Below are 15,842 nucleotides of genomic sequence, written 5' to 3' on the forward strand. Positions count from 1 at the left end.
GCAAGAAGCGTGAGAAAAGCCGGAAACAGACAGCAGAGGGGTCGATGCGGCGGGACACTTCGGACCGGTTCGCGCACCCGACCCCCCGAGCGAAAGCAGCGGATGTGAGCCAGGTTCTCCACACACCGCCCCCCACGGCGACCGAACAGGCCGAGACGCCGGCCGAGCTCGCCGCCAGGTACGGCCTCTCGGTCAGTGGCGCCCGTCCCTCCCTGCCCGAGTACGTCCGTCAGCTGTGGGCGCGGCGCCACTTCATCACCGCGTTCGCCACCGCCAAGCTCACCGCCCAGTACGCGCAGGCGAAGCTCGGCCAGGTCTGGCAGATCATGACCCCGCTGCTGAACGCCGCGGTGTACTACTTCATCTTCGGTGTCCTGCTGCAATCCAAGAAGGGCGTGCCGGACTACATCCCGTTCCTGGTCACGGGCGTCTTCATCTGGACGTTCACGTCGAGCTCGATCCAGACCGGCACCCGCGCCATCGCCGGCAACCTCGGTCTGGTGCGCGCCCTGCACTTCCCGCGGGCCGCACTGCCGATCTCCTTCTGCCTCCAGCAGCTCCAGCAGCTGCTGTTCTCCATGTGCGCCCTGATCGTCATCCTGCTCTGCTTCGGCGTGCCGGTCGCCGCCTCCTGGCTGCTGGCCATCCCGGCGCTGATCCTGCAGTTCACCTTCAACACCGGCATGTCGCTGATCATGGCCCGCTGGGGCGCCCAGACCCCGGACATCTCCCAGCTGATGCCCTTCGTGCTGCGCACCTGGATGTACATCTCCGGCGTCATGTGGAGCATCGACAAGCTGACCGCCAAACACAGCGGTCTGCCGAGTTGGGTGGCCCCGGTGCTCAAGGCCAACCCGGCCGCCGTCTACATCGACCTGCTGCGCTTCTCCCTGATCGACAGCTTCCACGCCAGCCAGCTCCCGGCCCACGTGTGGATCATCGCGACCGGCTGGGCCCTCGTCGTCGGCGTCGGCGGCTTCATCTACTTCTGGAAGGCTGAGGAGACGTACGGCCGTGGCTGAGAACATGAACGACACCCGCGTCCCCACCGTCGTCGCCGACCATGTCGACATCGTCTACCGGGTCAACGGCACCGGTGCCGGCCGCGGCTCCGCGACCGCCGCGCTCAACCGCATGCTGCGCCGCAAGCACGCCGAGAAGGCGGCCGGCGTCCGCAAGGTGCACGCCGTCAAGGACGTCTCCTTCGTCGCCTACAAGGGCGAGGCGATCGGCCTCATCGGAACCAACGGCTCCGGCAAGTCCACCCTGCTCAAGGCCGTCGCCGGCCTGCTCCCGGTGGAGAACGGCGCCATCTACACCGACGGCCAGCCCTCCCTCCTCGGCGTCAACGCAGCCCTGATGGGCGACCTGACCGGCGAGAAGAACGTCTACCTCGGCGGCCTCGCCATGGGCATGTCCCGTGAGGAGATCAAGGAGCGCTACCAGGAGATCGTCGACTTCTCCGGCATCAACGAGAAGGGCGACTTCATCACCCTCCCGATGCGCACGTACTCCTCCGGCATGGGCGCCCGGCTGCGCTTCTCCATCGCCGCCGCCAAGGACCACGACGTCCTGCTCATCGACGAGGCCCTGGCCACCGGTGACGCGGCCTTCCGCAAGCGTTCCGAGGAGCGCATCCGCGAGCTGCGCAAGCACGCGGGCACGGTGTTCCTGGTCAGCCACAACAACAAGTCCATCCGTGACACCTGCGAGCGGGTGCTGTGGCTGGAGCGCGGTGTGCTGCGCATGGACGGGCCGACCGAGGACGTCCTCGCCGAATACGAGGCCTTCACCGGCGACAAGTCCGACAAGTCCAAGCGGCCGAGCGCTCCCAAGAAGCCGAACCCGCCGAAAAAGGAACCTGCGGACGCCAAAGCCCCTCTTCCTTCCTGAGGCCCGCCCACGCGTTCGAACAGCCTCATCACAGCAGTAGCAGTGCCGCCGTGGGCGTATGAAAAGCAGGGAGGCCACGTGCAACCAGGGCTGAGCGTCATCGTCCACGGCCCCGATCCCCAAGGTCGTCTGGGCGAACTCCTCGACTCTCTGAGCGCCCAGCCCTTCGCCGAATCCGAGGTGATCGTCGCGGCCGTCGGCGACTGGGCCCGGCAGCAGGCGGAGCGGCGTGCGGCCGAGGACTCGCGGATGGTGGTGCTGCCGCTGCCCGAGGGCACGAGCGACGGCGCGGCCCGGGCGGCGGGCGCCGCCCGGGCCACCGGCCGCTGGCTGCACTTCGTGCACGCCAAGGACGGACTGCCGGCCGGCGCCCTGCGCATCGTGGCCGACCGCACCACGGAACTCGGGGACTCGGCGGACGTCCTGGTCGTGGACCATGTCCGCTCCACCTGGCAGAACTCCGGGGCGCCCGGCGGGGACGGCCGGTTCCTGGCCCGGGTCGGCCGCCGTGCCGTCCCGCTCGCCGACTCCCCCCAACTGCTGCGGCTGACCCCGGTGCTGGGGAACCGTGTGATGCGCGCGGACTTCTGGCGGTCCCCGGACGTCCACGCGGACATCGCGGGCGAGGACGTCCTCGACGACGAGGCGTACACCGCCCTCGCCGTGCTCCTCCACGCCGGCGCGATCGCGTCCGTGGACCAGGTGGCGTACGAGATAAGGGACCTGCGCGAGCAGAGCCTGCCGCCGGTGGCCCCCGCGCAGCGGTACGCGGTCATCGACCGGTACGAGCGGCTGCACCGGCTGCTGGACGGGCGGGACGTGCCCGACGGACCGAAGTCGGTCCTGTACGACGTGATGGTGCGCGATCTGCTGCGTACCTTCGCCCGCGGCGGGATGCCGGAGCCAGTGGCGCGGGAGTTCTTCCGCCGCGCGTCGCGGGCCGCCGTGCGCCGGCGGCCGTCGCACCACCAGCGCCCCACCGGCCTCGACGGCATCCGCCACTCGCTCCTCGAGGAGAACGCGTACACCAAGTACCGCGCCTTCCAGGCCGCCAACCAGAAGCGGCGCGAGGTCAAGTCGGTGGTCGCGGCGGGCAGGCGCCAGGTCGGCGCGAAGCTGCGCGACCACCGCTACCGCCGAGCGCTGAGCGAACCCGTCGACGCGGAACTCGCGGTGTTCTCGGCGTACTGGGACCGAGGTGTGGCCTGCAATCCGGCCGCGATCGCCGCCAAGCTCACCGAACTCGCGCCGCACATCCACCCGGTGTGGGTGGTGTCCCGGCACAAGGCGGCACTGCTGCCGCCGGGCACCGACCACATCGTCCCCGGCACCCGCCGCTACTGGGACGTGATGGCGCGGGCCAAGTACCTCGTCAACAACGTCAACTTCCCCAACTCCGTGGTGAAGCGCCCGGACGTGATCCACCTCCAGACCCACCACGGCACCCCGCTCAAGCGGATGGGCCTGGACCAGCTCGACTTCCCGGCCGCCTCCAAGGGGCTGGACTTCGAGGCGCTGCTGGCCCGTATCGACAAGTGGGACTACAGCGTCTCCGCGAACAGCCACTCCACGCGCATGTGGGAGCGCGCGTACCCCTCGCGCTACACACCGCTGGACTACGGCTATCCGCGCAACGACGTCTTCTACTCCGCCACGGCGGCGGACGTCCGCGCGATCCGCGACCGCCTCGGCATAGCCCCGGGCCGCCGGGCCATCCTCTACGCGCCCACGCACCGCGACTACGAGGCGGGCTGGACCCCGCGCCTCGACCTCGCCTCGCTGGCCGACCGGCTGGGCGAGGACACGGTCCTGCTGGTCCGCGGCCACTACTTCTACGGTGGTGCGGCCTCTCCGCTCGCCGGACTGCGCCGCTCCGGCCGGGTGATCGACGTGTCGTCGTACGACCCGGTCGAGGACCTCTCGCTGGCGGCGGACGCCCTGGTCACGGACTACTCGTCGATCATGTTCGACTACGCCAACCTGAACCGCCCGATCGTGATCTACGCCGACGACTGGGAGACGTACGCGAAGACGCGCGGCGTCTACTTCGACCTGACGGCCGAGGCACCGGGCCACGTGGCGCACACCCAGGAGGAACTCGCGGCCGTCTTCGAGTCGGAGGCATGGCGGGACGAGGCCTCCCTGAAGTCGCTGGCCGCCTTCCGGCGCCGCTTCTGCGAGTTCGACGACGGACGGGCTGCGGAGCGGGTGGTGCGCCGGGTGTTCCTGGGCGAGAGCGAGGAGTCGCTGCCGCCCGTGGTCCCCGTGGACGAACGAACCCCGGCCCCGGCCCCCGCGGAGGCGACAGCGTGATGACGACGACCCGGACCCCCGATGTGACGATCACGGTCATCGTCTACAACGACGCGGAGCGCCTGCCCCGCGCGGTGGCCTCGCTGCTGCGGCAGACCCACCCGGACATCGAAGTGATCATCAGCGACGACCACTCGACGGACGACACTCCGTCGGTCGCCCGGCGGCTGGCGGCACAGGACCAGCGGGTGCGCTATCTGCGACTGCCCGAGAACAGCGGCGGCTGCAGCGCACCGCGCAACCGGGCGATCGAGATCGCCCGGGCCCCGTATCTGATGTTCCTCGACAGCGACGACGAACTCCCCGCGAACGCCGTCGAATTGCTGCTCGCGGCACACCGCGAACGCGACGTCGACTTCACCATGGGCGCGGTGGAACGCGTGCGGATCGACACCGGTCGCCGCTCGACCTGGATGCCGCACCTGGTCGCCGAGCGGCGCACGGTCGAGGGCATCGCGTCCGAACCGGGCCTGCTGTTCGAGCACCTCTCGACAAGCAAGATGTACCGGCGGGAATTCCTCGACCGCCACAAGCTGCGCTTCCCCGAGGGCATCCACTACGAGGACCAGTTGTTCTCGGCACAGGCGTACTGCCTGGCGCGCTCCTTCACGATCATCCCCGAGCCGGTGTACCGCTGGTACATTGCGCCGTTCGTGGCGGCGGAGTCGGCGTCCATCTCCAACCAGCGGCACAAGCTCACGAACGTACGGGACCGCATCCATGTGCAGCGGCTGATCGACGACTTCCTCGAGACGAGCGGCCACGGCGGGCTGCGCGAGCACAAGGACCACAAGTTCCTCAAGCACGACTTCCGGATGTACGCGGGCGATCTGCCGTACCGCGACGAGGAGTGGCTGGCCGGTTTCGCGGACGTGGTCACGCCGTATCTGGAGACACTGGCGCCCGGCGCGTACGCCCGACTGCCGCGTACGGAACGGGTGGTGATCCAGCTGGTGCGCGAGCGCCGGCTCACCGAGGCACGGTCCGCGGCGCGGGGACTAGGGCAGGAAGTGGCGCCTCGGGAGGTGGTGACGGACGGTTCGGGAGCGGTCCATTGGGGCACACGGATCCCGTCCTCCTCCTGGGCCCGCCGTGAACTGGACGTCTCGGAACTCGAATTGGAGGACCGGCCCTTCCCCAGCGCGCTGTTCCGCCACGAGATCTCGTCCGTGACTCCGGGCCCGGGAGCGTCGGTCGATCTCTCGATCCGCACCTTCGACCCGGGCCTGCGTCTGTCCGTCGGCCCGCAGCGGGCGAGCGTCGTGGTCTCCCCGGGCAGGCGCAGCCTGGTCACCGCCTTCCGTCTGGACCCGGTCCGCCCCGGTGTCTTCGAGGGACGCGTCCGGGTGGACCTGGCGGCGGCCCATCTGCCCGTGCAGGGCTTCGAGGGCATCCGCCATCCGGTGCTGCGCCTGGAACACCAGGGCCTGACCAACACGGGCGTCCTGCTGGCGCCGACGGTCTTCCCGTCCCTCACGGCGACCCACGTCGGCACCCTGCCGCACGAGGTGACCGTCGAACCGGAGGGACGCGGCCCTGGTCGCCTGCAGATCCGGTGGCGGCCCGTGGGAGTCACGGCACGCGTGGGCCCGGTCGTCGGCCGAGTGGCCGGACCGCGAGTACGGCGGGCGGCGCAGTTGGTCAGGAGCGCGCTGCGGTGACGGCGGGCGGCGCGTGGGCCCTGGCCCCCGCCGCCCCGGGAGAGTGCCGCCCGGTCCGGCTCCTGACTTCGACGACCCACGCTCGAACGCCGGACGGGTGCAGCAGCCTCCTCAGCGCAGTACCTCGTACAGCACCTGGCCCCCGGGTCCCGAGGCCACCTTCCGCACCGCCCGGTCGCCCGACGGCAGCCCCCCGTCCGAGGGCCGCTGCACCACCCACCGCACGCCGTAGGACCGGAGCACATCGAGACGTGCGCTCCGCGACGACCCGGCCGCGAAGTACGTCCGCACCGCCGCCTCCCGCCTTCCCTGGTCCGGCAGGAAGAAGTCCGGATATCCCGGCGCCACGGTGTACGCCCCGTACGCCGGGATCTGCCGCGCGGGATACGTCTTCGCCATCACCACGTCCCCGTACCGGACCCACGGGGTGATCCAGTGGTAACCCGCCCACGGCGCCCGGTACTTCGCCGCGACCGCCCCGGGCAGCGCACTGCGGCCCACCACGAACCCCACGGTCTGGACCTGCGTCCACGCCCCGACGGCCAGCGCGGCCGCCAGCACCACGGCCGCCCAGTTGCGCAGCGCTCCCCGCGCCGCACCGGCCACCTCCACGGCCGCCGCCACCTGCGCCGGAATCAGCACCGCCGGCAGCGCCCGTCCCCAGGAGTAGTGCCCGGTCAGCCCGCCCGCCGCGAACAGCACCGCCCCGAGCAGGAAGAAGACCACCAGGGGGTCCCGCGGGTTCCGCCGCGCCCGCAGGCCGAGCGCCGCCACTCCGGCCAGTACGAGGCAGAACCGTGTGACCAGGTGCTGGTACAGCGGCCGGTGGATCGCCTCCAGGCCGCCCGTGCCCAGCAACGCGAAGAAGTCGTAGTACGGCCAGAGCGCGAGGACCGCCGACCCGAGCACGGCACCGGCCCCGAGCCGCGGCAGGACCCGGCGCCCGGGCCGCGCCCCGGCCACGGTCGCGATCGCCCCCAGCGTCGCCACCACCCCGGTGAACTGGTGGCTGAGCAGGATCACCGCCCACATCGCACCGAGCCCGAGGAAGGCGACCCATCCGGCTCCCTCGCCCTCGAGCGCGCGTGCCAGCAGCGCCCAGAAGTGGAAGGCGAGGCCGAGCGCGAACACACTCGGGTAAGCCACCGTCAGGGCAAGCGAGTTGAGACCGAGGAAGCCGCTCCAGTTGAACACCTGCGTGCCCCACAGGAACACCACGCACAGCAGGGCGAGCGGCGGCGCGAGACGCTCGGCGCTCAGCGTGCGGACGTACCGCCAGACGCCGGTGACCAGCAGCGTCAGACCGATCAGCGCGCCGATGCGCAGCACGGCCCAGACGGACAGCCCGGTGAGGCGGGCGACGGCCCCGAGGAAGAGGGTCCACGGCGAGTAGTACGGGCTCGGCGTGTTCGCGTCGACCAGCGGATTGCCGGGGTCCAGCAGCCGGTGCCGCAGCCGCTCCACGGTCGCGGCGTGCATGCCGAGGTCGCCGTCCCACGGCAGCCGGACGATCACGAGCAGCATCAGTACGGCGAGCAGGCCCAAGGCCGCCCACACCACGGCTCCGGCCCCTCCGCGCGGCGTTCCGGCGGCCGTGAGCGCGCTCCAGGGCCGCTTCGGCCTCTCGGTTCCCGTGGCCGGCCCGGTCTTCTCCTCGGTCCCGGTGATCCCTCTCCCGGTACCGCCTGTCCCGTCGGAGGCGACGCTCATCGCGCGCCGGCGCCCTGCTTCGCCTCGTGCTGGAACACCCACGTCCGGTACACCAGGAAGCGGAACGCCGACGCCAGCACGATCGACAGCGCCTTGGCCACGTTCGAGCCGAGCGGCCCGTTCATGGCGAGCCCGTGGTAGCCGACGTAGAACAGCACGCTCTCCATCAGCACGCCGATTCCGCTGAAGCCGAAGAACAGGACGATCTGCTGCCGGGTGCGGGAGGCACGGTCCCGGTAGGCGAAGAAGCGGAAGCCGAGGTAGTTGGTGCCCATGGCGACGATGCTGGCGAGCACGGTAGCCGTCATCGGCGCCCACGTCAGAACGTGCAGAAGGAAGTTGAAGACGAGGATGTTGACCGCGACACCACTGCCGCCGACGACCCCGAACTTGGCCACCTCGACCGCGATCCGCCGGACCCGGGAGATCACCGGGACGGGGGCGGGGACAACGGTCTCGGCTACCGGGCGAGCGACCTGGGGCCGCTGCTCGGAGAGGTTCACAGTCACGGGTACGGGTCCTCCACACTCGTTCGACGATCAGGCCAAACCTTAGCCCAAATGTCCCGTTTAGCAGGAAACGGTAAATTCAACTCCTGAATTGCCCAAGGTATTGACAAGAAAGCCGTCCCAGCCTCGCGAACTGGGGGAGGACGCCCGGACATACGAACGGGGACGCCCCAACACCGTGGGGCGCCCCCGCCGTAGCGGTACCGGCCGTACCGCCGGGCCGTGCCTAGCTGTGCGTCCGCAGCAGCGTGCGCATCGTGCGCATCGCGACCGAGAGGTTCGCCAGATCGAAGGAGTCCGAGCTCGAGATCTCGTCGAGGGTGGTGCGTGCCCTCGAAAGGATCGCCGCGTTCCTCTCCTCCCAGGCCTTGAACCGCTGTTCCGGCGTGGAACTGCCGTTGCCCACCGAGAGGACTTCGGCGGTCAGGCCCGCGTGGGCCGCGTACAGGTCCTCGCGGATCGCCGCGCGCGCCATCGACTGCCACCGGTCGGCGCGCGGCAGTTCGATGATGCGGTCCATCAGCTGGGTGATCCGCAGCCGGTCGGCGAGGTCGTAGTAGACCTCGGCGACGGCCATCGGGTCCTTGCCCGTGCGGTCGGCCACCGAGACGATGTCGAGCGCCGGGAAGGCGGAGGAGAACCCGGCCACACGCATGGCGAGTTGGTCCGGGACGCCGGCGCCCGTCAGCTCGTCGTAGATCTTCTGCCACCACTCGAGGTCCGCACCGCGCATAAGCTTGGGCAGTTCGTTCCAGACCTGCTCGACGCGGTCCTTGAAGAACTCGATGGTGCCGCTGAGCTCCAGCGGCTGCGGCCGGTTGTTGAGCAGCCAGCGCGTGCCGCGCTCCACCAGCCGGCGGGAGTGCAGGCGGATCCGGGTCTGCACATCGGCGTCGACCTGGTTGTCGAGCGCCTCCACCGCGTCCCACATCATGCTGGAATGGAAGATCGCACGGGACGCGGTCTGCGCCCTGACGATCTCCTCCAGCGATGCGCCCGTCTCCTCGCGCAGCCGGTGCAGGAAGCTCGTGCCGCCCGTGTTCACCGTGTCGTTGACCAGAAGGGTCGTCACGATCTCACGACGCAGCGCGTGGTGGTCGATCTGCTCGGGGAACTTCTCGCGCAGGGCCGTCGGGAAGTACTCGTGCAGCAGGGTGCGCAGATACTGGTCGTCCGGCAGGGGCGTTTCCAGCAGCTCCTTGGCGACGGTGATCTTCGTGTACGCCAGCAGGACGGCCGTCTCCGGGCCCGTCAGGCCGTGGCCGGAGTTGAGCCGCTCGCGGATCTGCCGGTCGGTGGGCAGGAACTCCAGCGCCCGGTCGAGGTGGCCCTCGCGCACCAGATACCGGAGGAACCGCTGCTGTGCGTGCAGCATGTCCTTCGACTGGAACAGGGCGTTGGCGATCGCCACGTTCTGCGCGTAGTTGTTGCGCAGCACCAGGGAGCCGACCTCGTCGGTCATCTCGGCGAGCAGATGGTTGCGCTGCTTGACGGTCAGATCGCCGTTCGCCACGACCGCGTTGAGCAGGATCTTGATGTTCACCTCATGGTCGGAGGTGTCCACGCCCGCGCTGTTGTCGATGGCATCCGTGTTGATCTTTCCGCCGTGCTGGGCGAACTCGATCCGGCCGAGCTGGGTCAGGCCCAGGTTGCCGCCTTCGCCCACCACCTTGGTACGCAGGTCGCAGCCGTCCACCCGGATGGCGTCGTTGGCCTTGTCACCGACGTCCGCGTGCGACTCCGCCGAGGACTTGACGTACGTCCCGATGCCGCCGTTCCACAGCAGGTCCACCGGCGCCTTGAGGATCGCCTGCATCAGATCGGCGGGGGTCATCTTGGTGACGGTCCCCTCGATGCCGAGCGCCTCGCGGATGTGCCCGTTGACCGGAATCGCCTTGGCCGAGCGGGGGAACACCCCGCCGCCGGCCGACAGCAGTTCGGTGTTGTAGTCGGCCCAGGAGGAACGCGGCAGCTCGAACAGGCGGCGGCGCTCGGCGTACGAGGTCGCCGCGTCCGGGTTCGGATCGATGAAGATGTGCCGGTGGTCGAAGGCCGCGACCAGTCGGATGTGCTCGGACAGCAGCATGCCGTTGCCGAACACGTCACCGGACATGTCGCCGATGCCGACGACCGTGAAGTCCTCGGCCTGGGTGTTCACACCCAGCTCCCGGAAGTGCCGCTTCACGGACTCCCAGGCGCCGCGGGCCGTGATGCCCATCTTCTTGTGGTCGTAGCCCGCCGAGCCGCCGGAGGCGAAGGCGTCCCCGAGCCAGAAGTGGTAGCTCTCGGCGACCTCGTTGGCGATATCCGAGAACGTCGCCGTGCCCTTGTCCGCGGCGACCACGAGATACGTGTCGTCCGAGTCGTGCCGGACCACGTCCGCGGGCGGCATGATCTCGCCGGCGATCATGTTGTCGGTGATGTCGAGCAGGGCGGAGATGAACGTCCGGTAGCTGCGGATGCCCTCGGCGAGCCATGCGTCGCGGTCCACGGCCGGGTCCGGCAGTTGCTTGGCGACGAACCCGCCCTTGGCGCCCACGGGCACGATGACGGTGTTCTTCACCATCTGCGCCTTGACCAGGCCGAGGATCTCGGTGCGGAAGTCCTCGCGCCGGTCGGACCAGCGCAGGCCGCCTCGCGCGACCTTGCCGAAGCGCAGGTGCACGCCCTCCACGCGCGGCGAGTACACCCAGATCTCGTACGCGGGGCGCGGCGCCGGCAGGTCCGGGATGGCCTGCGGGTCGAACTTCATGGAGAGGTAGTCGTGCGGCCTGCCGCCCCGCGCCTCCTGGAAGAAGTTGGTGCGCAGGGTCGCCTTGATCAGGGTGAGGAAGGAGCGCAGGATCCGGTCCTCGTCGAGCGAGGCGACCTGGTCGAGCGCGGCGTCCAGCTCCTCCAGCAGGGCGTCGGTCAGCTCCACCCCGGCCCGCTGCCGGTCCGGCGACATCCGCGCCTCGAAGAGGGAGACCAGCAGCCGCGTGGTGTGGACATTGTTTCGGAGGGTGTCCTCCATGTAGTCCTGGCTGAAGGTCGAACCGGCCTGACGCAGGTACTTGGCGTACGCGCGCAGCACCATCGCCTGCCGCCAGGTGAGTCCGGCGCCCAGCACCAGGGCGTTGAAGCCGTCGTTCTCGGCCTTCCCGGTCCAGGTGGAGGAGAAGGCGTCCTGGAAGCGCTCGCGGGCGTCGTCGCCGACGTAATCGCCGTTGCCGGTCATCGACTTGGGCAGACGCAGACCGAAGTCGTAGATCCACGCGATCGTGCGGTCCGCGCAGCGCAGCTCGTACGGGCGCTCGTCGACGACCTCGACGCCGAGCCGGTTGAGCACGGGCAGCACGGCGGAGAGGGAGACCGCCTCGCCCTTGCGGTAGATCTTGAAGCGGCGCTCGCCGGGGGCCGCGCCCACGGGCTCGTACAGGCTGAGGGCGAAGTTCTTGCCGCCCTCCTCGGTGGTGAGCTGCTCCAGGTGCACGAGGTCGGCGACCGCGGCACGCGGGGTGTGGTCGGCCTTGTAACCCTCGGGGAAGGCGCCCGAGTAGTGGCGCTGCAGCTCGGCGCCCCGCTCCTCGCCGAGCTCGGCGTTCAGCGCCTCGTTGAAGGCGTCGGTCCAGGAGCGGGCGGCCTCGACGAGGCGGGCCTCGATGCGCTCCTTGTCGGCGTCGGACAGCTGCGGCAGCTCGGTGCCCTGCGGCACACGGACCACGAAGTGCAGCCGAGACAGGATCGACTCGGTGTTCCAGGCCGTGAAGTCGACGCTGGTGCCGCCGAGTTCCTCCTTGAGGATGTCGATGATCCGCAGTCTCACGCCCGTGGTGTAGCGGTCGCGCGGCAGGTAGACGAGGGCCGAGTAGTAGCGCCCGTACTCGTCCTGGCGCAGGTACAGCCGCAGCCGGCGGCGCTCCTGGAGGTAGAGGACGGAGGTGGCGATGGAGCGCAGCTCGTCGGCCGGGGTCTGGAACAGCTCGTCGCGCGGGTAGGTCTCCAGGATCTGGAGCAGGTCCCGGCCGTCGTGGCTGTTGGGCGAGAAGCCGGCGCCGTCGAGGACTTCGTCGACCTTGCGGCGGATGACGGGCACCCGGCGCACGGACTCGGTGTAGGCGGCGGACGAGAACAGGCCCAGGAAGCGGCGCTCGCCGACCACGTTGCCCTTCTCGTCGAACTTCTTCACGCCGACGTAGTCCAGGTACGACGGGCGGTGCACCGTGGCGCGGCTGTTGGCCTTGGTGAGGACCAGCAGCTTGTGCTCGCGGGCCTTGGCGCGGGCGTCGGCGGGCAGCCGCTCGAAGGAGGGGCTCACCGGGTGCTGGTCGTCACCCGAGTGGTGCGGGTCGGATCGCAGTATCCCGAGCCCGGTGCCGGGCACGGCGGCCAGCACGTCGTCGTCGCGCAGCTCGTACTCGCGGTAGCCGAGGAAGGTGAAGTGGTCGGCGGACAGCCAGCGCAGCAGCTCGCCGGCCTCCTCCAGGTCCGCGGTGGGCAGGTCGTCGGGCACGGGCTCCTTCTGGAGCCCCTCGGCGACGCGCAGCGCACACTCGCGCATCTTCTCCCAGTCCTCGACGGCCTCGCGGACGTCGGACAGGACGCGCAGCAAATCGGCGGTGATCTGCTTCAGGTCACCGCGGTCGGTCTCGCGGTCCATCTCGACATGGATCCACGACTCGACATGCGCGTCGTGCGGCAACGCGCAGTCGGGGCCTTCGGGCAGCACCTCGAGCAGCTTGCCGGTCAGGTCGCGGCGGACGACGAACTGGGGGTGGATGACGACGTGGATGCCGCGCCCCTGGCGGGACAGCTCGTTGGTGACGGAGTCGACCAGGAAGGGCATGTCGTCGGTGACCACCTCGACGACGGAGTGGCTGCAGGTCCAGCCGTTCTCCTCGACGGTCGGGGTGTGGACCCGCACGTTGGCCGTGCCCTGCGGACGCGTCTCGGCCAGTCTGTAGTGCGAGAACGCGGCTCCGAAGACATCCACCGGATCGCGGTCCGCCAGGTCCTCGGGGGCGGTGTGCAGGTAGTAGCGCTGGAGGAACGCGAGCACGGTGTCCCGGTCGGGGGTGCCCTCGCCCGTCGTCCCAGTCGGTAGGTGCCCCCCGACCGGGCTGTTCTCAGCTACCCGGGCGGCCCGTTCGAGCAGCTCGGCCTTGGCTTCGTCCAGCTTGGTCTGCATTGTCCTCTGGCTCCTGTCGCGCGCCGTTGCGTGACGTAGAAGGAAATACGGTCTCTTCTCCGACGTGACGTCGTAACGCGGGGTGTCCGGTCTGGTTCGACGCTATGCCGCACGGAGAGGAAGGTGGGGGGGTATCGGCCAATTCCGGCACCTGGGGCGGCTGTGACGCTTCTCTCCGCGCGTCGCGCGCCTCCGGCGTCCCCGGCACCCCTGCTGCCGTCCCGGGCGCCCGCGGCGCCCTTCCCGGCCGGCCCCGCCTGTGAGGATCAGCGACCGCCGCCCGGTCACGGATGTCGTCCGTGCTCACCGGGCGCAGGGCAGGGACAAGAACGTCCCCGCGAGGTATCGCGCTGATCACGCCACAAGGCTATCGCTCTGCACGGGGGGCACGTCATGAGCCGTATGTGTACAAAAGAGGGGGTCGAACTTTGACGTTCTGCACAGGGGCGAAGAGGACGATGCCGTGCAGAGCCCGTCGGTGCGAGCATGGCGGTACGAGCAGCGAGCACGGCCGGCAAGCGGTACGCGGCCCCTTGGCAGCGCCCTCGGCCTCGGGCACGTTGCCAGAAGCAGCGGACGCAGCCCTCCGCCCGACCGAGGGGAGTACAGCCAACATGACGCAGAAGATCCTGATCGTCACCGGCGACGCCGCCGAATCACTGGAGGTCCTCTACCCCTACCAGCGCCTGCGCGAGGAGGGCTACGAGGTCCATATCGCGGCCCCCAGCCGCAAGACACTCCGCTTCGTCGTCCACGACTTCGAAGCCGGTTTCGACACGTACACCGAGAAGCCCGGCTACACCTGGCCCGCCGACCTCGCCTTCTCCGAGGTCGACCCCGGTGACTACGCCGCCCTCGTCATCCCCGGCGGTCGCGCCCCGGAGTACCTCCGCAACGACCCCGAGCTGCGCAAGATCCTCAAGTCCTTCTTCGACACCGACAAGCCCGTCGCCCAGATCTGCCACGGCCCCCTGCTCACCGCTGCGGCCGACGCCCTGCGCGGACGGCGCGTCACGGCCTACCCCGCGCTGGAGCTGGACATGCAGGCGGCCGGGGCGACCTTCCAGGACGTCGAGGCGGTCGTCGACGGCACGCTCGTCTCGTCCCGCGCCTGGCCGGATCACCCCGGCTGGATGCGCGAGTTCCTCACGGTGCTGCGCTCGAAGGCGCCGGTGACCTGACGGCACCCGGTGCGGCGCCCCGAGGGGCGCCGCACGCCCGGGCTTAGGCCGCCAGCCGTTCGGCCTCCGCGACCGCCTCCCGCAGCGTGTCCACCACCGGCACGCCGATCTCCTCCAGGCTGGCGCGGCTGTGGGAGCCACCGGTGTACAGAACGGCCCGTGCTCCCACGTGCCGGGCGGCGACCGCGTCGTCAGCGGCGTCCCCGATCACCACTGTGCGCGCCGGCTGCACGCCCGCAAGGGCCCGTAGGTGCCGGACCATGTGCTCGGCCTTGCTGCCGCCGGAGGGCCCGGTGCGCCCCTCCACCCGTACGAAGTGCGTCTCGATCCCGAACCCACGGACCAGGGGGACGAGCTCGTCGTGCATGTACATGCTGAGGATGGACTGGCTGCGGCCGGCCGACCGCCATCCCGCGAGCAGTTCCGTCGCACCCTCGGTGAGCCCGCACCGGATGCGGTGCTCCGAGTAGTACCGGTGGAAGGCCTCGTCCATGAGCTGCCACTCGGTGTCCGTCGGCAGCCGTCCCATCAGCCGCTCGTAGAACTTGGGCACCGGCACGCAGTACAGCGCCCGGTAGCGCTCCAGTGTGATCGGCGCCAGACCGAGTTCGGCGAAGGCCGCGTTCGTGGCCCCGATGATCGCGTCATTGTCGTGGAACAGCGTGCCGTTCCAGTCCCAGACGATGTGAGCGCTTCCGTACGTCCCCATGCCGGAAAACCTACCCGGCCGCACTGACAATCGCCGGTGCACCGGCCCCGTGGGAGGCAAAACCCGGGTCAGTCCCCGAGCCCCAGCAGATTCGGAACCTCCTGCGTCGCGTACCAGAGCAGCTCGTGGTCCTCGGCGCCGTCCACCACGAACTGCGCGTCGTCGTCACCGCGGTCCGCCTCCTCCAGCGCCTCGGCCGCCGCCGTGACGTCCGCCTCCGCGTCGGCCGCGTCGGCGTGCACCGCGGCCGCCTTGGCCAGCGCCACGGCCCCGGTGACCCGCACCTCGCCGAGCGCCGCCGGGTCGAGGCCCTTGTCGGGGTCGGCGGCCGCGGCGCGGTCCGGTACGTCGACCGCGACGACCACCCGTCGCCGCGGCGCCCCCGAGTCCGCCGCCACCAGCCGCAGCGAGGCCAGCGCGGCCCGGCTCAGGGCCGCGTACTCCAGTTCCTCGATGTCGTCGGACAGGTACCACTCGCGCAGCGCGGGCGTGACGGCGTACGCGACCAGCGGTCCCGCACCCAGCTCACCCGTCTTGTACGCCTCGGCGAGCCCGGAGAGGGTCAGGGGGACGTAGACGCGCATGACGAGCCGCTTTCGTAGTCGTGAGGCCGGCCGGACAGGCCCGTGGGAGGACCACGCGGAGGTCGGTCCCGCGCCTCCGGCGAGTCACCCAAGGATACGTGCGGCCGTCCCCCTT

General features: G+C 70.2%; 10 protein-coding genes. 5 read left to right on the forward strand and 5 right to left on the reverse strand.

Annotated features, from left to right (window positions below; genetic code table 11):
• The first annotated feature begins 104 nt into the window (after positions 1-104).
• The 4 genes from ACWDA7_RS13500 (at position 105) to ACWDA7_RS13515 (ending at position 5,867) form a co-directional block, all read left to right on the forward strand.
• Complete coding sequence (locus ACWDA7_RS13500) at positions 105-1,022, forward strand: ABC transporter permease (protein WP_450604264.1); 918 nt, start codon at positions 105-107, stop codon at positions 1,020-1,022.
• A gap of 4 nt (positions 1,023-1,026) precedes the next feature.
• Positions 1,027-1,893, forward strand: a complete 867-nt coding sequence (locus ACWDA7_RS13505; protein ID WP_450604290.1) for an ABC transporter ATP-binding protein — start codon at positions 1,027-1,029, stop codon at positions 1,891-1,893.
• A gap of 78 nt (positions 1,894-1,971) precedes the next feature.
• Positions 1,972-4,206: a CDP-glycerol glycerophosphotransferase family protein gene (locus ACWDA7_RS13510; RefSeq protein ID WP_450604265.1), complete on the forward strand. Its 2,235-nt coding sequence runs from the start codon at positions 1,972-1,974 to the stop codon at positions 4,204-4,206.
• On the forward strand, positions 4,206-5,867 hold the full coding sequence (locus tag ACWDA7_RS13515) for a glycosyltransferase family 2 protein (protein WP_450604266.1): 1,662 nt from the start codon (positions 4,206-4,208) through the stop codon (positions 5,865-5,867). Before ACWDA7_RS13510 ends, ACWDA7_RS13515 begins: the two co-directional genes overlap by 1 nt.
• A 111-nt stretch (positions 5,868-5,978) precedes the next feature.
• Here ACWDA7_RS13515 and ACWDA7_RS13520 read toward each other — a convergent pair whose 3' ends face one another.
• The 3 genes from ACWDA7_RS13520 to ACWDA7_RS13530 form a co-directional block, all read right to left on the reverse strand.
• Complete coding sequence (locus ACWDA7_RS13520; protein ID WP_450604291.1) at positions 5,979-7,391, reverse strand: hypothetical protein; 1,413 nt, start codon at positions 7,389-7,391, stop codon at positions 5,979-5,981.
• A gap of 182 nt (positions 7,392-7,573) precedes the next feature.
• Positions 7,574-8,086, reverse strand: coding sequence for a GtrA family protein (locus ACWDA7_RS13525; protein ID WP_450604267.1), 513 nt, complete (start codon positions 8,084-8,086; stop codon positions 7,574-7,576).
• Between the two features lie 226 nt (positions 8,087-8,312).
• Positions 8,313-13,253 carry an NAD-glutamate dehydrogenase gene (locus tag ACWDA7_RS13530; protein WP_450604268.1) on the reverse strand — a complete coding sequence of 1,647 codons (4,941 nt, stop codon included), beginning with the start codon at positions 13,251-13,253 and terminating at the stop codon, positions 8,313-8,315.
• 614 nt (positions 13,254-13,867) lie between these two features.
• Here ACWDA7_RS13530 and ACWDA7_RS13535 point away from each other — a divergent pair.
• Positions 13,868-14,434, forward strand: a complete 567-nt coding sequence (locus ACWDA7_RS13535; protein ID WP_359397018.1) for a DJ-1/PfpI family protein — start codon at positions 13,868-13,870, stop codon at positions 14,432-14,434.
• A 43-nt stretch (positions 14,435-14,477) separates the two neighbouring features.
• Here the strand turns inward: ACWDA7_RS13535 and ACWDA7_RS13540 are convergent, their stop codons facing one another.
• Complete coding sequence (locus ACWDA7_RS13540; protein WP_450604269.1) at positions 14,478-15,143, reverse strand: HAD family hydrolase; 666 nt, start codon at positions 15,141-15,143, stop codon at positions 14,478-14,480.
• A gap of 68 nt (positions 15,144-15,211) precedes the next feature.
• Complete coding sequence (locus ACWDA7_RS13545; RefSeq protein WP_450604270.1) at positions 15,212-15,727, reverse strand: DUF6912 family protein; 516 nt, start codon at positions 15,725-15,727, stop codon at positions 15,212-15,214.
• Positions 15,728-15,842 lie beyond the last annotated feature (115 nt).

This window comes from Streptomyces sp. NPDC001156, assembly GCF_053598275.1.

Coding starts and splice junctions, on each gene's coding strand:
- ACWDA7_RS13505 (WP_450604290.1), top strand. CDS start 1,027: ATGAACGACACCCGCGTCCCCACCGTCGTCGCCGACCATGTCGACATC.
- ACWDA7_RS13515 (WP_450604266.1), top strand. CDS start 4,206: ATGACGACGACCCGGACCCCCGATGTGACGATCACGGTCATCGTCTAC.
- ACWDA7_RS13520 (WP_450604291.1), bottom strand. CDS start 7,391: ATGCTGCTCGTGATCGTCCGGCTGCCGTGGGACGGCGACCTCGGCATG.
- ACWDA7_RS13530 (WP_450604268.1), bottom strand. CDS start 13,253: ATGCAGACCAAGCTGGACGAAGCCAAGGCCGAGCTGCTCGAACGGGCC.
- ACWDA7_RS13535 (WP_359397018.1), top strand. CDS start 13,868: ATGACGCAGAAGATCCTGATCGTCACCGGCGACGCCGCCGAATCACTG.
- ACWDA7_RS13540 (WP_450604269.1), bottom strand. CDS start 15,143: ATGGGGACGTACGGAAGCGCTCACATCGTCTGGGACTGGAACGGCACG.
- ACWDA7_RS13545 (WP_450604270.1), bottom strand. CDS start 15,727: ATGCGCGTCTACGTCCCCCTGACCCTCTCCGGGCTCGCCGAGGCGTAC.